This is a genomic window from Phyllobacterium sp. MT110 (assembly GCF_058792715.1).
Genome location: NZ_JBXAFE010000001.1, coordinates 891,651 through 914,695, shown reverse-complemented (window position 1 = coordinate 914,695; position 23,045 = coordinate 891,651). Strand labels below are relative to the sequence as shown.

Below are 23,045 nucleotides of genomic sequence, written 5' to 3'. Positions count from 1 at the left end.
CCGACGGGTTTCTCCCGCGCGACCTATTGTGGTGCGGATTCGTCAGATGCACGCCGCAGCCCGTCCGGCCTTGCGATTTCAGTGCAAAGCTTACCGGCATTCACAACCGCTTGATCGCACAGAAATTCCCTAAATCCGCTCCGCCGCGCCGCGTCTACATCCTGGATGAAATTTTTCATGCCGTGTTTCGCATGGATGCAACCAACAGCGGAGAGATCGTCCCGATGATCAGTGAAATCACCTGCCCTGACAACAAGAGCGCCCTGTGCGCCGACATCATGAGCGGCCTGCCGGAATGGTTCGAGGAACCGGATGGCATTGCCGCCTGCGCCGATCTGGTGACCGGGCTGCCCGTTCTCGCCCATACGGACATGGGAACCTGCACCGGCTTCATCGCGCTCAAATACCACCCGCCGGCGGCGGCGGAAATCCTTGTGATCGCCACACGCCGGCAATTCCATGGCCGGGGGATCGGCCGTTCCCTCCTCCAGGCCGCCGAAGCCCATGCGCGCCAGTCCGGCTGCTCCCTGCTGACGGTCAAGACGCTGGCGCCGCGCGGCCGGCATGAACCGCATCTCGACAGCACGCGCGCCTTCTATGACCGCAACGGTTTTCTCAAGGCGGAAATCTTCCCCACATTGTGGGCGGAAGGCCATCCATGCCTCTTTTTGGTCAAACCGCTGAACTAGGCGATCATTTCAAATCTCCTGTCCGGAGCCGGTTTTGCTCGATCCATCGCCATCCTCCGCGCTTCTACCGTGTTGATGAAATGCGATGCGGCTTGGAATTGTTCTGCCAACCGGTGTATAGGCAGGTCCGGCAGGGCCTTGCCCGCATGCTAAAGCCCGCATTGTAAGGAAAGACGCGCGTCGACATGACCATAGCGAATTCGCAGAAAATCACCGCATGGGAAGATATCACGGCTGCCGTGAACAATTTTCATCTCGCCGCGCTTCTCGGCTGGCAGGACGTGGCGCAGCGCTACCGGCGCTCCAGCGTGGGCGCCTTCTGGCTGACCATCAACATGGGCGTGCTGATCGGCGCCCTGGGCGTGATATTCGGCACCATTTTCCGCTCGCCCATGTCCGAGTTCCTGCCCTTCATCTGCGTCGGCCTCATCATGTGGGGGTATTTTTCGCAGCTCATCAACGAGGGCTGCCTCAGCTTCATCTCCAATACCGAGACGATGCTGCAATTGCCGCTGCCGTTCTTCACCTATGTCCTGCGCACCTGGTGGCGCAACTCGATCATCCTGTTCCACAACATCGTCATTTTCCCCATCGTGCTCTTGCTGTTCGGCAAGTTCATGGGATGGACCGCCCTGCTGGTCTTCCCGGCGTTCGTTCTCGTCTCGCTCAACCTTCTGTGGATGATGGTGGTGCTGGCGGTGGTGTGCACGCGCTACCGCGACCTGACGCAGATCATCCAGAACGTCATGCAGGTCGGCATGTATGTGACGCCCATCATGTGGCAGCCGCACCAGCTGCCGGCGGACAAATCCATGCTGATGCTGGATCTCAACCCGTTTTATCATCTCATCAGCGTGGTCCGCGAGCCGCTGCTCGGGCAGACGGGCACCGCGCTCAATTGGGGCATGGTCGCCGGCATGGCCATCATCGGATGGATCGTCGCCCTGCTCTTCCTCAACCGCTACCGCTCGCGCATCACCTATTGGCTCTAAACCCTTTCGGCACGCCCCACCCTTTTCCTGCGAAGGCCAACATGACTTCTATGATACTCGATAACGTCACTGTGGATTTTCCGATCTACAATGCGAAAAGCCGGTCCCTCAAGAACCAGGTCATGAGTCTGGCGACGGGCGGCACCATCGGCTCGAACGCCGAAGGCCATGTGATCATCCGCGGCCTGGAATCGATCAGCCTGAGCCTGAACGACGGCGAACGGCTCGGCCTGATCGGCCACAACGGCTCGGGGAAAACCACGCTGTTGCGCGTGATGAGCGGCGTGTACTATCCCTCCGGCGGGCGCATCGCCATCAACGGCAAATGCACCTCGCTGATCAACATCTCGCTGGGCATCGATGCGGAAGCCACCGGGCGGGAAAACATCCGCATCCGCGGCGCGCTGCTCGGCTTTTCCAAGCGCGAGATGGCCGCCAAACAGGCGGAGATCGAAGAATTCTCCGAACTCGGCAACTTCCTCGACATGCCGGTCAGGACCTATTCGACCGGCATGCAGCTGCGCCTGGCCTTTTCGATCTCGACCGTCATCCAGCCGGAAATCCTGATCATGGACGAATGGCTGGCGGCGGGCGATGAAAGCTTTCAGAACAAGGCCAATGAGCGCCTGCACGACCTCGTCAACAAGACCAAGATCCTGATCATCGCCAGCCACTCCAGACAGTTGCTCCTCGCCAATTGCAGCCGTATCGTCTGGCTCGAGCATGGCAAGGTCAAGATGGATGGAGATGCCGAAACCGTCGCGAATGCGTATTTCGGCCACCAATAGCGCCAAGCACGAAACATGCTGGAGACATCCGGGTCGCTCTTGACCCGCGCGGAAGGACAATGCCTCCTGACATGAAGCTGTCAGGAGGCCTGTTGTATGCGGGACCATCGCGATGAAGGATCCATTCCATGCATGACACAGACATGAACCGCCTTTTCGAGAGATTATGGCGCGGCGAAGCGGCCATGGAAGAATGGAGCGCAGCCGTCACCGGCGGTTCCGCGCAAGCCGTCTGCGACGATATGATCGTTGTCTCCACGCATTACGTCGTCGGCAATGTCACGGCAATCCGCACCGGCGCCGGACTGGTGCTCATCGATACGGGCGGCCGGGAGACCGCGCGGGAAACGCTCGACGTGATCCGCCGCTGGGACAGCAGTCCCGTCCACACGGTCATCTATACCCACGGCCATATCGACCATACCTGGGGTGCCCGCCTCCTGGATGCGGAAGCGGACGCCAACGGCGTTGCCCGCCCGCGGATCGTTGCACACCGCAACGTCTTGCAGCGCTTCGCACGCTATGACCAGTCGCAGGATCTGAACAGTCTCGTCATGGGACGCCAGTTCAACAAAGCCGGCTATGTCTTCCCCGGCGAGCACCGGCGCCCCGACGAGGTCTATGACGATCGGCTCAGCCTCGATATCGGCGGCCTGCGCATGGAACTGACGCATGGGCGCGGCGAAACGGACGATGCAACCTTTGTCTGGCTGCCGCAGAAGAAAACTCTGGTCAGCGGCGATTTTGTCATTTGGGTGTTCCCAAATGCCGGCAATCCGCGCAAGGTGCAGCGATATCCGCAGGATTGGGCGTCAACGCTGCGCAATATGCATACGCTCGAACCCCACATCCTGGTTCCCGGCCATGGACCGGTCGTTGCTGGCGCCGCGCGCGTGGCGCAGATGCTGGATGACGCTGCCAGCGCCCTGGAGAGCCTCGTTAGCCAGACACTTGAGCGGATGAACGGGGGCGACACGCTGAATTCAATCCTGCAGAGCGTCCAGGCGCCCTCGGAGCTTCTCGGCAAACCCTATCTTCTGCCGAAATATGATGATCCCGCCTTTGTCGTGCGCAGCGTCTGGCATCTCTATGCCGGCTGGTTTGACGGAAACCCCGCGCATCTCAAGCCGGCGGCTGACCGGGACCTCGGCCGGGAAATCGCGCGCCTTGCAGGCGGCGTCGAAAACCTGGCGCAACGAGCCGAGGCGCTGCGGGCCGCGGGCCAGGCCCGCCTGGCCGTACACCTGATCGAATTTGCCGTGGCGGCCGCGCCGCAGGACAAGGCGGTGCACCGCGTGCGCGCGGCCATCTATGCCGACTGCATCGACGCGGAGACCTCCTTGATCGGCAAGGCGATCCTAGCCTATTCGCAGCGCGAGTCCGAAGAACACCTGCAATAGCAGGCTCAGGCGGCAAAGCGCCGGGCCTAGCATGCTTCGCCGGCACAGGGCCGGGACGGCCGCTATCCAGCCATTCTTATCTGGCTTTGTTTCCCCTGCTGGCAGGTGTGCATCCGGCAACCTGCAGACGCCCGCATGACCCAAGTAGGGACATCGTCGTCACCTTGATTTCCTGATGCAACCGTTGTTGGATACTTCCGGGATATTGGAGGAAAAAAGCAAATGACAAAGCACAAGTCATCATCTCCAGCACTGTCGAACGAGATCACAACCGATCAATACTACGATCGCGGAGATTCCGTGAAGGTCAGATGGCCCTTTGGCATCGAAGTAATCAGGATCCATATTCCACGTGACTGTCATTATAAAGTAAAACTGGCACCCACCGACGAGAACGAATACAACGTCGACGTCATCACCAGCCGCGGGCTGACACGCGCCGAAAAAGATTGCATTGCAACCGCCTATTATGAAACGACGCCCTTTGTCCTGGAGTCCGACATCACGTTCGTGGTTGCGCAACGCGGCTTTACCGATGGTGTGCCCGATGCGGAGTGGACGACCAACAGCGGCCCGAGTTTTTGACCTGATCGGCGACGCCCCGGACTTTCCCCCTCTTTCCGCCCGGGGATGACCGCTATTGTTCTGGTATTGCCAGCGGCATCCACGCGGATGATGACGGGTCTGATCCCCGGAGCCTCATTCTGCCATCGCCGCATTCAGCAATCCTTGGATCAGCCTGGAGTTCACACCATCAGGATTGTGCAGATCGTAATGATCATACCATTTCTGGGGCGCTTCAGGGTGCGGCCCGACCAAAGTCGCGCTGCCTTTGCCAAATGCGTAACGAGCGGCCGCCAGATCGCCATTCTGATAATGGGCAAGTTCCCGGAAACCTGAATTCGCATGATTTCTGGGCAGATGCGGACCATCCTGAAAATATGTCCACAATGACGCCCCTGCCCATTGAACCGGCACCACGTGATCGCCGATATCGGACACGGAAAACCCCGGCCTCCCGACCTCGGAATCCGTTTCTCCTTCGACGATGTCAAAGCCCAAATCCGTACCGAGATACGCGCCCATGCAAATTCCAAAATACCGGCCGCCTTTGGATACAAAATCCCGGACGGCCTGGATGCCCGCCTTGCCCAGGCTTCTCCTTGCGCCGTCAATGTCCTGTCCGCCGCCGGGTTGTACATATAAGGAAGCTCCAATGAAACTGGATGGCACCAGCTTCAGCTGCTCATTGGGGCCGATGAATTTAACATCAAAATGAAAGGTGCTGTTCCTCAGGGCTTCGGCGGCCGCCGATGAACAATCATCACAACCGGCAGGCCCGCGATATACGAGCGCAACGGCGGATTGCGATGCATTGGCGGGAGCATTCAACACGAGAAAACATGCGAGAAGTGCGTATTTTGCGGCGCTGAACATCAGAACAAATCCTTTAGAGTGATGCGGTGCGATCTACCCTAAATCGAATTGCGGTTTAATTTTGAGAAGGAACCAGCCAGAGCAAGCTGCACGGAGTGACGAGGTCTAGAACCTCAGACCGGCCTTTGCATTGAAGCCATGGCGAATGGCGCCGCCTTCTCCAAGCGTGGTGTTGTAGGCAAGGCCGAGATTCAGCCCCTGGTCGAGGACCACGTCGAAACCCAGGCCCAGCCGGACCGCGTTGCGAACCGTGCCATCCCCCTTGAGACTGAACAACGGGCCGCCGGACCAATCGATATAATTCAGGTCAATGTCGCTCGCATTTGCCATGTCGTAGCGCCATTCGGCCTTCAGGTTCGGCGTGAACGTGTAGCCGGTGAAACGATAGGTATAATCCGCCTCAAAACCCACGACGGCAACGAGTGAATTCACCGTCTGGTTGCCGTAGCGCAGGCTGTTCGATCCGCCATCCCTTTCGTTGAAGGCATCGAGCTTCGTCCAGGATGCGTCCATCCCGACATAAGGAGTGAAGTAGAGGGCATCCCGGCTTATTTCATACCCGGCCTTCACGCTGCCGAACACCTGCTGCCCATCGCGGGAACCATTGGCGAAGCCGCCATCTTCCGTCAGGTAGCGCTTGCTGTCGAAGGAAAGCGCGCCATAGCCGAGCACGGCTTCAAAATAGGTATTCCTGATCGGCCGCCAGCTGGCATAGGTTCCGATGCTCCAGCTTTCACCTTCGCTGCGCGTACCATTGCTGCCAATATCCGTCCTGTCCCTGCCGTAACCAAGACCGATACCGGCGGTCAACCGTTCGTTGAAACGGTAATCCAGCCCGGCACTCACACCGGAGGTTGTAAAATCCCGGGCTGATCCGGAGGATTTGCCGGATGTGTCGCCAATGTCGACCTGACCGGCCGTCCAGACGCCGAAGCGGGATGGAACCGGCTTTTCCGCGACCACTCTGTTGAACGGCTCGGCAGGCCGGGTTCGTCTCGGCTCGGTGAAAAACCCGAGCGGCGTTGCGTCGGCCGGGTCGCGCCGATCTTTTGTCCCGTCGTCGCTGCGCGGCGTGTTCAGGCTGATGCCCTGGCTGGACTCATTGCCGCCGCCCCGGCGCAGCTGGCGCAACCGGTCGCCATAGTTCGACAGCTGGGCATCGGCAAACCGGCGCGCACCTTCCGCCTGGGCGTTGACGATACCGATGACTTCCACGTCCTTTGATGGGTCGGCCCTTGCCATCACCGTAATCGTAACATTAGCGGGCGCCGATGTGGTGAATGCATTGCCAAGGGTGTAGCTGACCGTAGCAACACCGCTGAACGTGGCGGCGGGCGTGAAATCCAGCTGGAAAGCCCGGCTGCCACCGTCGCGAATGGTTGCGGTGCCCGACCCCGATGGACTGAGCGACACCATTGTCGCGGCGGTAAACGGACCGCCGGTTGCACCGTCCGTCAGGTTCACCGTCACCGGCGTTCCCGCCCTTGTGGAGACGGAATGGGCCGCGGCCACCGGCAGCGGATTGACCGTCAGCGTGATCGTGGCCGGCGGCGACGCTCCGAACACGTTGCTCAGGGTATAGCCGATGCTGACCGCGCCTGACGCCCCGGCTGGCGGCGTGTAGATGATATTGGTGCCCGACACGGTCGCGCTACCGAAAGCCGGTGGGGTCACAATGGCCGCGCCCGTGAACGGACCGCCGGTGGCGCCCGCCGTCGTGTCAATGGTGGTGGCATGTCCAGCCATCGTTGCAGCGCTATGCGCAGCGGCAACCGGGACAGCCTGCGGCGATACGGTGATGGTGACCGTCGCCGGGGCGGAGGTGCCGCCGGGCCCGGTGACGCTGTAGGTGAAAGTATCGGTGCCGAAGAAATTTGCGGCCGGCGTATACACGGCGCTAAGACCGTTCACGGTCACCGTGCCGTGCAAGGGCGCGCTGGTGACGGCAATGGAGGTTATTGGGCCGCCATCGTTGAAAATCACGGGAATGGTGACGGCCTGGTTGGCCAAGGTTGCGGCGGCATCGTTGACCGCAACCGGCGCGGCCTGATTGATTATCAATGTGTAGGCCTGAGCACCGTTGAAACTCTGATGGTCCGTCGCCGTGATGGTAAAACTGTACGCTCCAGCCGTATCCGGTGCACCAGACAAAAAGCCCGCGCTGCTTAACGTCATGCCGTTTGGCAGTCCGCCGGATGTGATTGCAAACGTATAGGGGCCCACCCCGCCGGTCGCCACCATTGTTTGGGAATAGTTGACGCCGGTTTTGCCGTTGGGAAGAGTTGAAGGCGCCAAGCTGATGCTAGCGGCATTGACAGTCAGCGTATAATTATTCGTGGCGGAAAACGGCGCGCCGGGGCCTGTGCTGGTATCCGTCGCCCGCACGCTGAAAGGGAAAGTACCGCTGGCGGTTGGCAGCCCCGATAGGGCTCCCGTCGCGGTGTTGAATGTCATGCCCGCGGGAGGTGCGCCGCTCACAATCGTGAACCTATAGGGGGCTGTGCCACCACTGGCTGAGAATGTCTGGCTATAAGCGGAACCAGAACTGGCATCCGGCAGCGTCGGCCCTGCCGGACTTAACGTCACTGTTAATTGCGATACAGTCAGTGTGAAAGTGCTGACGATTGTGAAGGGGCCATCACCGGTGCTGCTGTCCTGCGCACTCACCATCACGGAATAGTTGCCGGCAACCTGCGGAGTCCCGGAGAAGGTAACGCTGTTGCCTGTCACTGGCGTGACGAGCATGCCTTGCGGGATGCCGCTGATGAGAACGTTACGGAAAGGCGCTTGGCCGCCAGCGAAAGTGTAGGTCTGCGTATATGGGGTGCCTACCTGGGTGATATGCGACGAGGATGGCGTGATGGTAAGAACAGGCGGTGAGACTGTCATGTCAACAGTGGCTGGAGCCGACGTTCCGTCCAGGTTGGTGGCGGTATAGGTGAAACTGTCAGCTCCGGCATAGCCGCGTACCGGCGTGTAGGTGATCGACGTTCCGGATGCAGTCGCAGTCCCATTCGCTGCAGCGCTTGCTACCGCCACTGATGTCGGCGCGCCGCCGCCAATACTGAGCGTTACAGGATTGGCAGTGCTGCCATAGCCGACGGTGACGTGCACGGGACCTACAATCGGCGCTGTCTGGGCCTGCGACAGGGCGGGCCAGAATACGGCCAAACAGACGAAGAACAGCCATGCCGCCAATGGTGTTGGGCGAGCACCACATACCTGCCGGTGGGGGACAAGCCCCTCCGGCCAATTCGATCTCGGCATTATTCCCCCGCCCCATTGCATCCCCAACGCAACCATCATCCCTAATGTGCGCCGTTCATTGCATCAATACGGCAGATGCCGTAGTTCCCGACTATTTTGACCGGAACCGGAGAGACCGTGATGTTCGCAGGCAGAGTGCCGGCCGGAAATGCAATAGGGCAGCCGTTAGGCTGCCCTATTCTGCAATGATTTCAATGTTGAAGAGAAACCAAATGGTGCGGTCGAGAAGACTCGAACTTCCACGTCTTGCGACACAGCGACCTCAACGCTGCGCGTCTACCAATTCCGCCACGACCGCACTGTGGTAGAAGCCGAACGTGTCGGCTCGCGGCATGTAGCAAATGAATTTCAGTGAAACAAGCCCTGTCGGCAATAAACCCGAATGTTTTTCACAAAGCCGGGTGAAAGTTATGCCGCACCCCGCACACTGGAAATCTTCCAGGAAAAAGTCCATATGCGGCTCACCATCTTTATCCCAAGGGAATCGGCGCTTTGATGGCCGCAAACGGCCCATCCGCCGCCATTCATCCGGGATGAAGCGACAGTCGAAAGTTTGGTTTCCGATCATGAAGAACAACCGCGACGATCTCGTCTCCGCGTTTTTTGCCCAAAGCGATTCCCCGAAAGTGGAGTGGCGCGTCGCCGATGGGCTGACCGATTACGATGCCGCCCTCGCCTTCATGGAAGACCGCGTCGCGGCGATTCGCGCCGGTACGGCAAAGGAGTTGGTCTGGCTGGTCGAACATCCGCCGCTCTACACCGCCGGCACCAGCGCCAAGGACGGCGACCTTCTGGCTGCCGACCGCTTTCCCGTTTATGCCACGGGGCGCGGCGGCGAATACACCTATCACGGCCCCGGCCAGCGCGTGGCCTATGTCATGCTCGACCTGAAGCGGCGGCGCGAGGATATCCGCGCCTTCGTGGCGGCACTGGAGCAATGGATCATTGCCACGCTTGGCGCGTTCAACGTGCGCGGCGAGCGGCGCGAGGACCGCGTCGGCGTCTGGGTGACCCGGCCGGAACGCCCGCCGCTGCCGGACGGGTCTCCCGCCGAAGACAAGATCGCTGCCATCGGCATCCGCCTGCGCAAATGGGTGAGCTTCCACGGCATCTCGATCAATGTGGAACCGGAGCTTGCCCATTTCGACGGCATCGTGCCGTGCGGTGTGCGCGGCCATGGCGTGACCAGCCTCGTCGATCTCGGCCTGCCCGTCGGCATGGACGATCTCGACCGGGCGCTGCGGGACGCATTCGAGCCTGTGTTCGGGCCGGTCGAGCGCTAGAGGATTTGGCAGAACCGATCTGCGTGGTTCAACAAGCTCACCATGAGGGAGCTTGCTGACTGCAATCACCCCACATCCCTCATGGTGAGCTTGTCGAACCACGCACTATGGTCATGCAACCGGATCAGGCAAACTCCATGATCACCGCATCCACGGCCAGGCTGTCACCCTGCTTGGCATTGATGGCCGATACGGTGAGATCGCGGTCGGCGCGCAGCACGTTTTCCATCTTCATGGCTTCGACAATCGCCAGCGTTTCACCCGCCTTCACCTCTTGACCCTCCGCCACGTTGATCGAGACGATCAGGCCGGGCATCGGGCAGAGCAGCATTTTCGACGTATCCGGCGGCAGTTTCACCGGCATCAGTTTTTCCAGCGCCGCCACATGCGTCTGCATGGCATGGCCGATCACCGACATGCCCTTCCAGTCGATGCGCACGCCGTTGAGCACCGGACGCAGCTGCGCCTTCACCGCGCGGTCGTCGATATAGCCGTCCCAGACCGCATCTCCGGGCCGCCAGTCGCTGCGGATGGTGATGGCTTCGCCACCATGCAGCGACAGTTCGATCTTGACCGGCGGCTTGGCCACGCTGCGGTGAATTTTCGCCGGCACGTATTCATCGTTGATCCGCACCTCCCATTCGGCGCGGATCCTGCCCGTATGCGGCCGCAGGCGGTCGCTGAGGCCGTCGAGGCGTCCCTTGCGCACCAGTTCCACCACAAGGGCAATGGCGGCCAGCACGTCCCTGTCGCCGGCCGTTGGTGCAATCGGATGGAAACCGTCGGGAAATTCCTCCGCAATGAAGCCGGTGGACAGCCGCCCTTCCCGCCAACGCGGATGCTGCATCAGCGCCGCCAGGAACGGGATGTTGTGCTCGATGCCGTCGACCACGAAGGTATCGAGCGCATCGGCCATGGCGTCGATGGCTTCCAGCCGGGTCGGCGCCCAGGTGCAGAGCTTTGCCACCATGGGGTCGTAGAACATCGAAATTTCCGAGCCTTCCGTCACACCGGTATCGTTGCGGATGATGGTCTTGCCGACCGGGCCTTCGCTTGGCGGGCGGTAACGGGTCAGGCGGCCGATCGACGGCAGGAAATTGCGGTAGGGATCTTCGGCATAGAGGCGGCTTTCGATGGCCCAGCCGTTCAGCTTGACGTCCGACTGTTTCAGCGCGAGCTTTTCGCCCGCCGCCACGCGGATCATCTGCTCGACCAGATCGATGCCGGTGATCAGTTCGGTCACCGGATGTTCGACCTGCAGACGGGTGTTCATCTCGAGGAAATAGAAGTTGCGGTGCTTGTCGACAATGAACTCGACCGTACCGGCGCTTTGGTAATCCACCGCCTTGGCCAGGGCCACGGCCTGTTCGCCCATGGCCTTGCGGGTGGCCTCGTCGAGGAATGGCGACGGGGCTTCCTCAACCACCTTCTGGTTGCGGCGCTGCACGGAGCACTCGCGCTCACCGAGATAGATGCAATTGCCAAAACTGTCGCCCAGCACCTGGATTTCGATGTGGCGCGGCTCGACCACGAATTTTTCGATGAAAACCCGGTCATCCCCGAAGGAATTGCGCGCTTCCGAGGTGGCGCGTTCAAAGCCGTCGCGCACTTCGCTCTCGTCCCAGGCGATGCGCATGCCCTTGCCGCCGCCGCCGGCGGAGGCCTTGATCATCACGGGATAACCGATTTCACCGGCGATCTTTTCCGCATGCGCCGCATCGGTGATGATGTCGAGAAAACCCGGAACCGTATTCACCTTGGCGGCATTGGCGAATTTCTTCGATTCGATCTTGTCGCCCATGGCGATGATCGCCCTGGGTTTCGGCCCGATGAAGACGATGCCCTGCTTCTCCAGCGCTTCGCAGAAGGAGGCGCGCTCGGACAGGAAGCCATAGCCGGGATGAACGGCCTCAGCCCCGGTCGCCTTGCAGGCGGCAATGATCTTGTCGGCGACGAGATAGCTCTCGGAGGCCGCCGCCGGACCGATATGCACCGCCTCGTCGGCCATATCGACATGAACCGCATCGCGATCCGCGTCGGAATAGACCGCCACCGTGGCGATACCCATTTTCCTTGCCGACTTGATCACGCGGCAGGCAATTTCCCCACGGTTGGCAATCAGGATTTTCTTGAACACTTTTATGGACCTCCCGCACAAAATGCGCCTCTGGTTCTATTGCCAATGGCTGATTTGCTCAACTGCTATTGTCAGTGCTTGCATGGAAAGCAGACCGGTTAATTGAAAGCGGGCTCCGGCGTTTTCTGCTTTTTCCCCTCGCGCCAGACCACATAGGCACCCGAGGCAATGATGATGGCGATGCCCAGCCATTTCGACGCGGTCGGAAACTCCTGGAATACGAACAGGCCGATGATGACGGCCATGACGATTTCCAGATACTGGAACGGCGCCAGCAGTGACGCCGGCGCAAGGCGCGAAGCCTGCACCACGAGGAGATGCCCGCCCGTGGCGATCGCGCCGATGGCAAACAAAAGGAACCAGGACATGCCGGTTGCGGGCGTGCCCAGCGTCATGTCGCTGACGCCGAAGGCGGCGCCGAGGAACAGCGCGACGATCACCGTCACCGTACCGCCGATGCCGGCATAGAGCTGCATGACCAGCGGCGTGTCGTGCACGCCCAGGCGGCGATTGAGAACGAGATAGACCGCAAATAGCGCCGCCGTACCCAGCGGCAGCAGCGAAACCCAGCCGAACAGCTCCCAGCTCGGCTGGATGACGATCAGCGTCCCGATGAACCCGACCGCAACGGCAATGCGCCGGCGCCAGCCGACGGTTTCCTTCAGCACCACAGCCGAGAGCAGCGTCAGCATCAGCGGCTCGACGAAAAACACCGCCATCGCGTCGGCAAGCGGCATGTATTTGACGGCGGCAAAGAAGCACAGGCTGCCGATGCCCATCAGAAAACCGCGCAGCAGGTTGCCCCAGAGGTTGTGCGGCTTGAGCGAGCGCATGCCGGTCAGCGCCACGATGATCAGCATGGTCAGGATCGTCTGGACAACGAAGCGTGACAACGTCACCGTGGCCGGCGGCAGGCTGTCCACGGTCGACAGCCATTTGGCGATGGCATCCATCATCGGCAGGATAAACATCGCACCGGCCATCGTTCCGACGCCCCTCATTTGCGGCGAGGTTGTGTTTTCCATGGTGCGGCCTTTCCGGGACAAATGGCTCAGGTGGGGCCCCAGCCATATCGGCTCTGCGGAAAAATGCAATCATCCGCATAATGCAAAATGGAAGCAGAATGCCGCCGGATTTGACTTTTCTGCTTCCAAATGGTGCAAAAGCTTTCGTCTACACTTTAAAAACAAGAAAAAGATGGAGAAAGCCATGAATTTCATCTCCAACATCATCACCGCCATGCCCGACACGGACACGCTGGGCGGCCGCCTTTCCCGCGCGCGCGACGCCAAGTCGATGACGGTGGCGCAGCTCGCGGTGCGTGTCGGCGTCAAGCCGGAAACCATCGCGGCCTGGGAATCCGACCGGTCGGAGCCCGGTGTCCACCGCCTGTTCATGCTGGCCGGATCGCTCGGGGTCACGCAGACCTGGCTCATACACGGGGTCGGACAATCGCCCGACGAGAGCGACACGGCGGACGAAAACCGCCTGCTGAAAAGCCAGATCGCCAATCTCAAGGCTCTGCACCAGGAGCTGGGCGAGCGGATCGAAGAGCTCGAAAAAGCCGTCTCGCGCCTCAAAGCCGCTTGAAACTTGGGTTTTAACCGCATAGTTCTGTGGTGAACCCCGGAACAGATCACGAACGCCCATCGCGTTTCCCGGCGAAGCATGTCAAGATTGCCGGTGATTCGCAGCCCCTGTAGCATTGGCCAAAATACGATATGGATGACAATAACGACCTCTTTTCAGCGGTAGTCAAAACAGCCCGGGAACGCCAGGCAGCGGTGGACCAGACCAGGGTCGAACCCGCCGCGACGCCGGTGGCACCGCCTGTGAAAATCGCGCCGGTTGCGGCCGCGAAGGCCCCGGCACGGGCCGCCCCCGACAGCAGCGGCGGCTACAATGCGGCGCAGATCCAGGTTCTCGATGGTCTCGAACCCGTTCGCCGCCGTCCGGGCATGTATATCGGCGGCACCGACGAGCGGGCGATGCACCATCTCTTTGCCGAAGTCATCGACAACTCGATGGATGAGGCGGTTGCCGGGCACGCCAACTTCATCGATATCGAACTGGACGAGAACGGCTATCTCTCGGTCACCGACAATGGCCGCGGCATCCCGGTCGATCCGCATCCCGATCCCAAGCAGCTCGGCAAATCCGCGCTCGAAGTCATCATGACCACCCTGCATGCTGGCGGCAAATTCGATTCCGACGTCTACGAAACTTCCGGCGGTCTGCACGGCGTCGGCATATCGGTGGTGAACGCCCTGTCCGATCACGTGGAAGTGGAAGTGGCCCGCAACCGGCGCCTCTACCGCCAGCGCTTCTCGCGCGGCCATCCGCTCGGACCGATCGAGGATGTCGGCGAGGTGCACAACCGTCGCGGCACGCGCGTGACCTTCCATCCGGACCCGGAGATTTTCGGCCAGGGCGCCAAGTTCGATCCGGCCCGGCTTTTCAAGATGGCCCGGTCAAAGGCCTATCTCTTCGGCGGCGTGGAAATCCGCTGGAACTGCGCGCCATCCCTGCTCGACCCGAAGGACCCGACGCCTGACAAGGCGGTGTTTCACTTCCCCGGCGGGTTGAAGGACTATCTGGCGGCCTCGCTCGGCAAGGATTTTCAGGTCACGCGCGACATGTTCGCGGGCAGGACGGAAAAGTCCGGCGGGCACGGCGCGCTGGAATGGGCGGTTGCCTGGTATGGCGGCGACGGCTTTGTCCATTCCTACTGCAACACGATTCCCACGGGCGAAGGCGGCACGCATGAGGCGGGCCTGCGCATCGCCCTCACCCGCGGCCTGAAGGCCTATGCGGAACTGACCGGCAACAAGCGCGCGTCGATCATCACCACCGATGACGTGATGATCTCGTCGGCGGCCATGCTGTCGGTGTTCATCCGCGAGCCGGAATTCGTCGGCCAGACCAAGGACAAGCTTGCCACGGTCGAAGCGCAGCGCATTGTCGAAAATGCCATCCGCGATCCATTCGATCATTGGCTTGCCGCCTCGCCGCAGGAAGCGTCGAAGCTGCTGGACTGGGTGGTGGAGCGTGCCGACGAGCGCGTCAAGCGCCGCCAGGAAAAGGAAGTCAACCGCAAGTCGGCGGTGCGCAAGCTGCGCCTGCCGGGCAAGCTGGCCGACTGTACCCAGACGGGTGCGCTCGGCGCCGAACTCTTCATCGTCGAGGGTGATTCCGCCGGCGGCTCGGCCAAGCAGGCGCGGGACCGCGCCACGCAGGCGGTGCTGCCGCTGCGCGGCAAGATTCTCAACGTCGTCAGCGCCGGGCGGGAAAAGATGACGGCCAACCAGCAGATCGGCGACCTGATCCAGGCGCTCGGCTGCGGCACGCGGTCAAAATACCGCGACGAGGATTTGCGCTACGACCGCATTATCATCATGACCGATGCCGACGTCGACGGTGCGCACATCGCTTCGCTGCTGATCACCTTCTTCTATCAGGAAATGCCGGAACTCATCCGCAACGGCCACCTGTTCCTCGGCGTGCCGCCGCTCTACCGCATCGCCCAGGGAGGCAAGGTCGCCTATGCCCGCGATGACGCGCACAAGGATGAACTGATGCGCACCCTGTTCACCGGCAAGGGCAAGATCGAAATCGGACGGTTCAAGGGCCTCGGCGAAATGCGCGCCGACCAGCTCAAGGAAACCACGATGGACCGCAAGAAGCGCACGCTTTTGCGGGTGCAGATCGACGAGGAGTGGATCGAGGAAACAAAACTCGCGGTCGATGATCTGATGGGCACGAAACCGGAAGCCCGCTTCCGCTTCATCCAGGACCGCGCCGCGTTCGTGGAAGAGCTGGACATCTGATATTCAGCGATGAAACCTGTTTCAAATGGCGGTGCTTTGCATCGCCATTTTGTTTTGGGCAAGCGCTCAATGGCTTTCACCCCCCTCTGTCCTGCCGGACATCTCCCCCACAAGGGGGGAGATCAGCTTTCACAGCTGTTTCAGCTAATCTTCAAGGATGAAAGTTGACCGAGATGATTGATGCCGATGCGATCTCCCCCCTTGTGGGGGAGATGGGCGGCAGGACAGGGGGGGGTGAAAAGTATTTGGGCTGAAACTTATCCACCACATCCCAAGCCGAGATATTCTCATCCCTGTCCTTTCCGGCGGGAATGCTTCCGGAAACCTTCGAAAGTCGGGAAAGGACCGGCACTTCATCCCGCAGGGAAAACCTGCGGGATGAGGAGGTTGCGCTGAGGCTGTGCGCGTTTCCGATGAGGAAACAAGGCAGAACAGGCAAGACCTGAAATCGCCGGGGCGGGTGGTCCCAGGATCGCAAGCATAGCATACCACATACCCCAAGACCCGCGTTCCAGGGACCGCCCGTCTTTCCTCTTTTGCAATGGCCAGATGCGATCGCGGGCGTGGCAAGGCAATGCCGCGCCCGGCGCATGCAAAGGGCGCCGTTTCCGGCGCCCTTGATACGAAGACAGGTTGATTAGATGTGCAGCGCGTGGCCCAACGCCTTGAGCGCGGCTTCCTGAAACCCCTCGCCCTGCGTCGGATGCGCATGGATGGTTCCGGCGATGTCTTCCAGGCGCGCGCCCATTTCCATGGCCAGCGCAAACGAAGCCGACAGTTCGGAGACGCCATGGCCGACGGCCTGAATGCCGAGGATGAGATGATTGCTGGCGGCAGCCACCACCCGGACAAAGCCCTCCTCGCCTTCCTTGGTCATGGCGCGGCCATTGGCGGCAAAGGGAAACATCCCGATCTTGACCTCATGCCCGGCCTGCTTGGCATCATCCGGCGACAAGCCCACCGTGACGATTTCCGGATCGGTGAAGCAGACGGCGGCAATGGCCCGCTTGTCCCAGCTGCGGTTTTCGCCTGCAACGATCTCGGCCACCATCTCGCCCTGCGCCATGGCGCGGTGCGCCAGCATGGGTTCGCCGGTGACATCGCCGATGGCATAGACGCCGCGCATCGAGGTGCGGCACTTGTCATCAATGCGGACAAAGCGGCCATCCATGTCAATGTCGATCTCTTCAAGACCCCAGCCCGACGTGACCGGCTTGCGCCCGACCGTCACCAGGATCTTGTCGGCGGCAATGCGCTCGTCCTTGCCGTCGGCAGTTTCGATCAACAGCGCATCGCCCTTGCTGCTGACCCCCTTGGCCTTGGCGCCGGTGAGGACGGTGATGCCGAGCGTGTTCAGGTGCTTGACCACCGGGCGCGTCAGCTCCGCGTCATATTGCGGCAGAACTTTTGACTGGGCTTCGACAACCGTGACCTTGGAGCCAAGCTTGGCATAGGCCGTGCCGAGCTCGAGCCCGATATAGCCGCCGCCGACCACGACGAGCTTTTCCGGGACGTCCGGCAGCGACAGCGCTTCGGTGGAGGAAATGACATTGCCGCCGAACGGCAGCGACGGCACTTCGACCGGCGCCGAACCCGTGGCGATAACGACGTTTTCGGCGCGGATGATCTGCAGGCCGGTCAAGGTTTCCACCTCGATGGTCTTGCCGTCGCGGAAGCGGGCCTTGCCGGTGACGATCTTGACGTTCGCCTTCTTCAGCAGGCCGGCAACGCCGTTGTTGAGGCGGCTGACGATGCCGTCCTTCCAGGCGATTGTTTTGGTGAAATCGATGGCCGGTTCGGCAACCGAGATGCCGAGAGGCGTCTGCCGTGCGGCGAAATGCGCGACCTTGGCAAATTCATCGGCCGCGTGGATCAGCGCCTTGGACGGAATGCAGCCGACCAGCAGGCAGGTGCCGCCTACCTTCGCCGCTTCGACGATCACCGTATCGACATTGAGCTGTCCGGCGCGGATGGCGCAGACATAGCCGCCGGGGCCAGCGCCGATGACCAGCAGCTTGCAGGAAATATCTTTCATCGGATCACCCCTCCACGAATATCAGCGCTGGCGTTTCGAGCAGCGTCTTGATCCGCTGAATGAAGACTGCGGCGTCCCAACCGTCGATCACGCGGTGATCGAAGCTTGAGGACAGGTTCATCATCTTGCGCGGAATGAAGGCCGCGCCATCCCATACCGGCCGGGTCATCATCTTGTTGACGCCGATGATGGCGACTTCCGGATAATTGATCACGGGCGTCGTGACGATACCGCCCATGCTGCCCAGCGAGGTGATGGTGATGGTCGAACCGGTCAGTTGCTCGCGCGTTGCCGTGCCGGTCTTGGCCGCTTCGGCCAGAAGATTGACTTCCGCGGCGCAGCCCCAGAGATCGCGCGCTTCCGCGTGCTTGACCACGGGAACCACGAGGCCGGACGGCGTCTGCGCCGCGATACCGATATGCACGCCGCCATGCTGGTGGATGATATTGGCATCATCGTCATAAAGGGCATTCAGCTGCGGCTGTTCAGCAATGGCTTTCACCATGGCGCGCATCAGGAACGGCAGCAGCGTCAGCTTCGGCTGGTCGGCACGCTTCTTGCCGTTGAGCAAAGCGCGCAGTTCTTCCAGCGAGGTGACGTCGATCTCCTCGACATAGGTGATGTGCGGGATGTGCGATTTGGCAATCGCCATCTTCTCCGCAATCTTGCGGCGCAGGCCCACCACCTTGATTTCCTTGACCGACGTGTCCGGCGCAAGACCGGAGACCACGGGCTTTTGCGCGCCGCGGGCAAAGAAGGTGTCGAGATCTTCATGGGTGATGCGCCCGGCCGGACCGGTGCCGGTCACCTGGCGCAGGTCGACACCCGCCTCGCGCGCCCGCAGGCGCACCGCCGGCGGAGCCAGCGGCTTGTCGCCCTCGGCGCGCGGCGCACCGATGCCAAGCGGCACGGATACCGGCGCATGCACAACCGGGGCTGCGGCCTTTTCGGGCTTTGCAGCCTTGATCTCCGGCTTTGGTTCTGCCTTGGCGGGCTGGGCCTTCGGCTCTTCCGCCTTGACCGGCTTCGCCGGTTCCGCAGCGGGGGCATGGCCCTCGCCTTCGACCTTCAGGCGGATGATCGGCGAACCAATGGCGATCACCTGCCCGATCTCGCCGCCCAGCCAGAGGATTTCACCGTCGACCGGGGATGGAATTTCCACGGTCGCCTTGTCGGTCATGACGGCGGCAAGGATCATGTCCTCGCGCACGAGATCACCGACTTTCACATGCCATTCGACGAGTTCGGCTTCTGCAACGCCTTCACCGACATCCGGCAGCTTGATGACAAATTCACCCATCGTCTGCTCCTACCCTTCCAGCGTTTCAAGGAATGCACGGCCAACGCGCGCGGGACCGGGGAAATAGTCCCACTCCTGCGCATGCGGATAGGGCGTATCCCAGCCCGTCACCCGCGCCACCGGCGCTTCCAGATTGTAGAAGCAATGCTGCTGGACCAGTGCGGCGAGTTCGGCGCCGAAACCTGAGGTCAGCGTTGCCTCATGCACGATGACGCAGCGGCCCGTCTTGGTGACGGATTCGACGATGGTTTCCAGATCGAGCGGCAGCAGCGTGCGCAGATCGATGATCTCCGCATCGATGCCGGTCTCCTCGGCGGCAGCTTCCGCCACATAGACCATGGTGCCATAGGCAAGCACGGTCAGCTGTTTGCCCTCGCGGCGCTTGATGGCCTTGCCCAGCGGCACCGTGTAGTGCCCGTCCGGCACCTCGCCCAGCTCATGCTTCGACCACGGTGTCACCGGGCGGTCATGATGACCGTCGAACGGACCGTTATAGAGCCGCTTCGGTTCGAGGAAGATCACCGGGTCCGGGTCTTCGATGGATGAAATGAGCAGGCCCTTGGCATCGTGCGGATTGGACGGCACGACTACCTTCAGGCCGGATACATGCGTGAACAGCGCTTCCGGGCTCTGGCTGTGGGTCTGGCCGCCGAAAATGCCGCCGCCCGCCGGCATGCGGATGACGATCGGCGAGGTAAAGCCGCCATTGGAGCGGTAGCGCAGGCGCGCGGCTTCCGAAACGATCTGGTCATAGGCCGGATAAACATAGTCGGCGAACTGGATTTCGACGCAGGGTTTCAGGCCGTAGGCCGCCATGCCGATGGCAGCACCGACGATACCGCCCTCGCTGATCGGCGCATCGAAACAGCGGGTCTTGCCGTATTTGGCCTGCAGGCCGTGGGTGCAGCGGAACACGCCGCCGAAAAACCCGACATCCTCGCCGAACACGACCACGTTGTCGTCGCGTTCCATCATCACATCCATCGCATCGCGGATGGCTTCAATCATTGTCTTACGCGGCATCGCTCACACTCCCGCCTGCTGGCGCTGACGACGCAGATGCGGCGGCATTTCCTCGTAGACACCTTCGAACATGTCGCGCGCCGACGGCTTGCCGCCTGCATGCAGCGTGCCGAAACTTTCGGCTTCCTTCTGGGCGGTGATCACACTGTCGAGAATTTCCGCTTCGGCCTGGGTGTGGCGCTCCTCCGACCAGACGCCGCGCCCGATCAGGTGGTTCTTCAGGCGCATGACGGGATCGCCAAGCGGCCAGGCATCGGATTCGGTCTTCGGCCGGTAGGCGGACGGATCGTCCGAGGTGGAATGCGCCCCGGCACGGTAGGTGACATATTCGACAATGGTCGGGCCGAGATTGCGCCGCGCCCGCTCGATGGCCCATTTGGCCACGGCGAAAACGGCGAGATAGTCATTGCCGTCAACCCGCAAGGCAGGCATGCCGAAGCCGAGGCCGCGCGCGGCGAAGGTGCCGGCACCGCCGCGGGCAATGCCCTGGAAGGTGGAGATCGCCCACTGGTTGTTGACGATGTTGAGGACAACCGGGGCCTTGTAGGTGGAGGCAAAGACCAGTGCGGCGTGGAAATCCGATTCCGCCGTCGATCCGTCGCCGATCCAGCCAGCCGCGATCTTGGTGTCCTTCTTGATCGCCGATGCCATGGCCCAGCCGACGGCCTGGATATACTGCGTCGCCAGATTGCCGGAGATCGAGAAGAACCCGTGTTCTTTCGAGGAATACATGATGGGGAGCTGGCGGCCCTTGAGCGGATCTCTTTCGTTGGAATAGATCTGGCACATCATCTCGACCATCGGGTAGCCGCCGGCGATAAGCAGACCGGCCTGACGATAGGTTGGGAAATTCATGTCGCCCGGCGACAGCGCCATGCGGAAGGCGCAGCTCACGGCTTCTTCGCCCAGATGCTGCATGTAGAAGGAGGTTTTGCCCTGCCGCTGGGCGATCTGCATGCGTGCATCGAAGGTGCGCAGCGTCATCATGTGGCGCAGGCCTTCAACCAGCTGCTCGTCCGTCAGTTCGCCAGCCCAGGGGCCGACAGCTTCGCCATCGCGGTTGAGAACACGGATGATCGAAAACGCCAGATCGCGGATTTCCTCCGGATTGGCATCGACGGGCGGACGGCGCACCGAACCCGCTTCGGGAATGTTCACATTGGAAAAATCCGGCTCGCCGCCGGGACGCACGGCCGGTTCCGGCACGTGCAGGCTTAGTGGACCAAATTCACTCGTGGAATCATCGGGCATTCAGCAGACCTCCCAGTCACGCGACGTTTCCGCACTCTACCATGAAATATTAGGTCAGTAATACTGTCTTATTATTCCGCCCTGCTCGCCGAAAATGCCTGCAAGCATCAATATCCGGCGGCAACAATATGAAATCTATGATCATTCCGGCGCGGCTTCGGGACCGGGCCACGGCGCTGCGCCGGAAAAAAGCAATTTTGCATCACGGAACACGCGGCCCGCATATTCATTCGTTCACACGGGCATCGGATTTTGTAATCAAATGCGTGCTCATGGCGAAAAAAGCCGGGTCAGGCGGCGGCGATGGCCAGGGCGTGACTGCGCGCATTCTCCCGAATCGCTTCCAGATAAATCTTGCGCAGGAGCGACTGCATGCCGTCATTGGCCGCGGTCAGGTCATGCGCCATTACAGGCTTTTCCGGCGCCAGACGCTCCATCATGCGGCGCGTGACTTCCTGCGGCCCGATGGCCAGCCGGCCATTGGCGACATCGCGCCAGGCATGCAGCGCGACGCGCAGCGGCTGGTGCGTGCTGTCGGGCAGTCCGGCGGCACTGAACAGCGCACCGAGCGCCGCATCGCGGCCATCGATCAAAAGGTTGCGCACCCGGGCAAGGTTGTGCCCGGACAGCGCCACCAGAATGGCACCGAAGAAATCGATCTTGCCGGAGGCAACGATGCGGATGACGAAGGCGGTGGTCAGGTCGCCGCGCAGCTGCAGATGCTCGATCAGCGCCGGATATTGCGCTGGCGGCGTTTCGGCAACCAGACTGATCGAGGCCTTGACGCAGGCTTCGCTGGTGATGCGCCTGGCACGGCGCTCGCCCATCAGGGCCATGACCATATCCATCTGGCACAGGGCTTCGGCCACCTTGATCGCCAGCGCGTGGCGGCAATCGGCGGGCAAGCGGTCATCATCGGCGAGCAGCGACCGGATATCGGCGACATGGCCAAGGCGCTCGACCAGACGGCGGAAACTGATATCGGCAATCTCGGCGCGGCTGTTGGCCAGCAGTTCCAGAATGGCAACCGGTTCGGCGATCTCGATGAGAGCAGCGCTGACGGCAAAGGACACCTTGGCCCTGCCCGCAATCACCCTCTGGCTTTCCGCGCAGCCGCCGGCAATGCAGTCGATCAGGTCGATGTCGGTCAGCACCGTCGAGCGCGCCAGCATGTAGGCCGCGATTTCCGCCTGGTCGCGCGCCAGCCCGGCGACGATGTGAGCCGGCGCATGGGCGCTGGTGGAGAAAGCTTCGGCCAGCGCAAGGCGCACTTTTGGCGACGGGTCGTCCAGCAGCAGCGTCAGCGCCGCCTCCGCCGCACAGCGGTCCTCGAAGGCGCGTCCGGTTTCGAGATAGACATGGGCCAGCGCGCCTGCGGCATGGCAACGCTGCGCCGCAGAAGCATGTCCGACCATCGCCAGATAATGCTGTATTGTCATGAATTTATACCCCAAGCCCTTATTGCAGCCAAGGCTAGCGGCAAAAGGTTTACGATCGGTTCACCATGTCGATTAACCATGTTGTTTCGGCGCCGCGAGAGAACTTTGATCCTTCCCCGTTGCGAACCCGCCGAAGCCGCCCTAGTCTTTCGCCAAAAATCGCATTGAGGAGACGCC

At 61.4% G+C, this 23,045-nt stretch carries 18 protein-coding genes and 1 tRNA gene; 8 read left to right on the top strand and 11 right to left on the bottom strand.

The window, feature by feature from the left end:
* Positions 1 to 224: 224 nt before the first annotated feature.
* From AC1Q5O_RS04840 to AC1Q5O_RS04820, 5 genes are all read left to right on the top strand, one after another.
* Complete coding sequence (locus tag AC1Q5O_RS04840) at positions 225 to 689, top strand: GNAT family N-acetyltransferase (protein ID WP_472461252.1); 465 nt, start codon at positions 225 to 227, stop codon at positions 687 to 689.
* A gap of 185 nt (positions 690 to 874) precedes the next feature.
* Positions 875 to 1,681: an ABC transporter permease gene (locus tag AC1Q5O_RS04835; RefSeq protein ID WP_492562006.1), complete on the top strand. Its 807-nt coding sequence runs from the start codon at positions 875 to 877 to the stop codon at positions 1,679 to 1,681.
* A 41-nt stretch (positions 1,682 to 1,722) separates the two neighbouring features.
* Complete coding sequence (locus AC1Q5O_RS04830) at positions 1,723 to 2,469, top strand: ABC transporter ATP-binding protein (RefSeq protein ID WP_223615090.1); 747 nt, start codon at positions 1,723 to 1,725, stop codon at positions 2,467 to 2,469.
* 128 nt (positions 2,470 to 2,597) lie between these two features.
* Positions 2,598 to 3,869 (top strand): alkyl sulfatase dimerization domain-containing protein, encoded by a 1,272-nt coding sequence (locus AC1Q5O_RS04825; protein WP_492562005.1) that lies wholly within the window; start codon positions 2,598 to 2,600, stop codon positions 3,867 to 3,869.
* 222 nt (positions 3,870 to 4,091) lie between these two features.
* Entirely contained in the window at positions 4,092 to 4,454 is a 363-nt protein-coding gene (locus AC1Q5O_RS04820) for a hypothetical protein (protein ID WP_346307721.1), read from the top strand.
* Positions 4,455 to 4,568: 114 nt separating this feature from the next.
* On the opposite strand, the gene AC1Q5O_RS04815 is transcribed toward AC1Q5O_RS04820, so the two are convergent.
* From AC1Q5O_RS04815 to AC1Q5O_RS04800, 4 genes are all read right to left on the bottom strand, one after another.
* Complete coding sequence (locus AC1Q5O_RS04815; RefSeq protein ID WP_492562004.1) at positions 4,569 to 5,306, bottom strand: BPL-N domain-containing protein; 738 nt, start codon at positions 5,304 to 5,306, stop codon at positions 4,569 to 4,571.
* 105 nt (positions 5,307 to 5,411) lie between these two features.
* A complete protein-coding gene (locus tag AC1Q5O_RS04810) occupies positions 5,412 to 8,573 on the bottom strand; it encodes an autotransporter domain-containing protein (RefSeq protein ID WP_492562003.1) in 3,162 nt (1,053 codons plus the stop codon).
* Positions 8,574 to 8,786: 213 nt separating this feature from the next.
* A tRNA-Leu gene (locus AC1Q5O_RS04805) sits at positions 8,787 to 8,871 on the bottom strand.
* Positions 8,836 to 9,141 carry a hypothetical protein gene (locus tag AC1Q5O_RS04800; protein ID WP_403173555.1) on the bottom strand — a complete coding sequence of 102 codons (306 nt, stop codon included), beginning with the start codon at positions 9,139 to 9,141 and terminating at the stop codon, positions 8,836 to 8,838. Before AC1Q5O_RS04800 ends, AC1Q5O_RS04805 begins: the two co-directional genes overlap by 36 nt.
* Here AC1Q5O_RS04800 and lipB point away from each other — a divergent pair.
* Positions 9,140 to 9,856, top strand: coding sequence for a lipoyl(octanoyl) transferase LipB (gene lipB / locus AC1Q5O_RS04795; RefSeq protein WP_492562002.1), 717 nt, complete (start codon positions 9,140 to 9,142; stop codon positions 9,854 to 9,856). The genes AC1Q5O_RS04800 and lipB overlap by 2 nt on opposite strands.
* Before the next feature lie 124 nt (positions 9,857 to 9,980).
* Here lipB and AC1Q5O_RS04790 read toward each other — a convergent pair whose 3' ends face one another.
* Positions 9,981 to 11,993 (bottom strand): acetyl-CoA carboxylase biotin carboxylase subunit, encoded by a 2,013-nt coding sequence (locus AC1Q5O_RS04790; protein WP_492562001.1) that lies wholly within the window; start codon positions 11,991 to 11,993, stop codon positions 9,981 to 9,983.
* A 98-nt stretch (positions 11,994 to 12,091) separates the two neighbouring features.
* Positions 12,092 to 13,018 (bottom strand): DMT family transporter, encoded by a 927-nt coding sequence (locus AC1Q5O_RS04785; protein ID WP_288193913.1) that lies wholly within the window; start codon positions 13,016 to 13,018, stop codon positions 12,092 to 12,094.
* 184 nt (positions 13,019 to 13,202) lie between these two features.
* Between AC1Q5O_RS04785 and AC1Q5O_RS04780 the strand changes: the two genes are divergently transcribed.
* Together AC1Q5O_RS04780 and parE are read left to right on the top strand one after the other, a co-directional pair.
* On the top strand, positions 13,203 to 13,583 hold the full coding sequence (locus tag AC1Q5O_RS04780; RefSeq protein ID WP_223615098.1) for a helix-turn-helix domain-containing protein: 381 nt from the start codon (positions 13,203 to 13,205) through the stop codon (positions 13,581 to 13,583).
* 131 nt (positions 13,584 to 13,714) lie between these two features.
* Complete coding sequence (parE, locus tag AC1Q5O_RS04775; RefSeq protein WP_346305109.1) at positions 13,715 to 15,820, top strand: DNA topoisomerase IV subunit B; 2,106 nt, start codon at positions 13,715 to 13,717, stop codon at positions 15,818 to 15,820.
* A gap of 637 nt (positions 15,821 to 16,457) precedes the next feature.
* Here parE and lpdA read toward each other — a convergent pair.
* The 5 genes from lpdA to AC1Q5O_RS04750 all read right to left on the bottom strand — a co-directional run bounded on the left by lpdA (position 16,458) and on the right by AC1Q5O_RS04750 (position 22,868).
* Complete coding sequence (lpdA, locus tag AC1Q5O_RS04770; protein ID WP_492562000.1) at positions 16,458 to 17,855, bottom strand: dihydrolipoyl dehydrogenase; 1,398 nt, start codon at positions 17,853 to 17,855, stop codon at positions 16,458 to 16,460.
* Positions 17,856 to 17,859: 4 nt separating this feature from the next.
* Positions 17,860 to 19,155: a dihydrolipoamide acetyltransferase family protein gene (locus AC1Q5O_RS04765; protein ID WP_492561999.1), complete on the bottom strand. Its 1,296-nt coding sequence runs from the start codon at positions 19,153 to 19,155 to the stop codon at positions 17,860 to 17,862.
* A 9-nt stretch (positions 19,156 to 19,164) separates the two neighbouring features.
* Positions 19,165 to 20,178 (bottom strand): alpha-ketoacid dehydrogenase subunit beta, encoded by a 1,014-nt coding sequence (locus tag AC1Q5O_RS04760; protein ID WP_492561998.1) that lies wholly within the window; start codon positions 20,176 to 20,178, stop codon positions 19,165 to 19,167.
* A gap of 3 nt (positions 20,179 to 20,181) precedes the next feature.
* On the bottom strand, positions 20,182 to 21,429 hold the full coding sequence (locus AC1Q5O_RS04755) for a 3-methyl-2-oxobutanoate dehydrogenase (2-methylpropanoyl-transferring) subunit alpha (RefSeq protein ID WP_346305911.1): 1,248 nt from the start codon (positions 21,427 to 21,429) through the stop codon (positions 20,182 to 20,184).
* 290 nt (positions 21,430 to 21,719) lie between these two features.
* Positions 21,720 to 22,868: a DUF2336 domain-containing protein gene (locus tag AC1Q5O_RS04750; RefSeq protein ID WP_492561997.1), complete on the bottom strand. Its 1,149-nt coding sequence runs from the start codon at positions 22,866 to 22,868 to the stop codon at positions 21,720 to 21,722.
* Positions 22,869 to 23,045 lie beyond the last annotated feature (177 nt).

What these genes read in the sequence shown, in the direction of transcription:
- AC1Q5O_RS04840 (WP_472461252.1), top strand. Translation starts at nt 225, where the DNA reads ATGATCAGTGAAATCACCTGCCCTGACAACAAGAGCGCCCTGTGCGCC.
- AC1Q5O_RS04835 (WP_492562006.1), top strand. Translation starts at nt 875, where the DNA reads ATGACCATAGCGAATTCGCAGAAAATCACCGCATGGGAAGATATCACG.
- AC1Q5O_RS04830 (WP_223615090.1), top strand. Translation starts at nt 1,723, where the DNA reads ATGACTTCTATGATACTCGATAACGTCACTGTGGATTTTCCGATCTAC.
- AC1Q5O_RS04825 (WP_492562005.1), top strand. Translation starts at nt 2,598, where the DNA reads ATGCATGACACAGACATGAACCGCCTTTTCGAGAGATTATGGCGCGGC.
- AC1Q5O_RS04820 (WP_346307721.1), top strand. Translation starts at nt 4,092, where the DNA reads ATGACAAAGCACAAGTCATCATCTCCAGCACTGTCGAACGAGATCACA.
- AC1Q5O_RS04815 (WP_492562004.1), bottom strand. Translation starts at nt 5,306, where the DNA reads ATGTTCAGCGCCGCAAAATACGCACTTCTCGCATGTTTTCTCGTGTTG.
- AC1Q5O_RS04810 (WP_492562003.1), bottom strand. Translation starts at nt 8,573, where the DNA reads ATGCCGAGATCGAATTGGCCGGAGGGGCTTGTCCCCCACCGGCAGGTA.
- lipB (WP_492562002.1), top strand. Translation starts at nt 9,140, where the DNA reads ATGAAGAACAACCGCGACGATCTCGTCTCCGCGTTTTTTGCCCAAAGC.
- AC1Q5O_RS04800 (WP_403173555.1), bottom strand. Translation starts at nt 9,141, where the DNA reads ATGATCGGAAACCAAACTTTCGACTGTCGCTTCATCCCGGATGAATGG.
- AC1Q5O_RS04785 (WP_288193913.1), bottom strand. Translation starts at nt 13,018, where the DNA reads ATGGAAAACACAACCTCGCCGCAAATGAGGGGCGTCGGAACGATGGCC.
- AC1Q5O_RS04780 (WP_223615098.1), top strand. Translation starts at nt 13,203, where the DNA reads ATGAATTTCATCTCCAACATCATCACCGCCATGCCCGACACGGACACG.
- parE (WP_346305109.1), top strand. Translation starts at nt 13,715, where the DNA reads ATGGATGACAATAACGACCTCTTTTCAGCGGTAGTCAAAACAGCCCGG.
- lpdA (WP_492562000.1), bottom strand. Translation starts at nt 17,855, where the DNA reads ATGAAAGATATTTCCTGCAAGCTGCTGGTCATCGGCGCTGGCCCCGGC.
- AC1Q5O_RS04765 (WP_492561999.1), bottom strand. Translation starts at nt 19,155, where the DNA reads ATGGGTGAATTTGTCATCAAGCTGCCGGATGTCGGTGAAGGCGTTGCA.
- AC1Q5O_RS04760 (WP_492561998.1), bottom strand. Translation starts at nt 20,178, where the DNA reads ATGCCGCGTAAGACAATGATTGAAGCCATCCGCGATGCGATGGATGTG.
- AC1Q5O_RS04755 (WP_346305911.1), bottom strand. Translation starts at nt 21,429, where the DNA reads ATGCCCGATGATTCCACGAGTGAATTTGGTCCACTAAGCCTGCACGTG.
- AC1Q5O_RS04750 (WP_492561997.1), bottom strand. Translation starts at nt 22,868, where the DNA reads ATGACAATACAGCATTATCTGGCGATGGTCGGACATGCTTCTGCGGCG.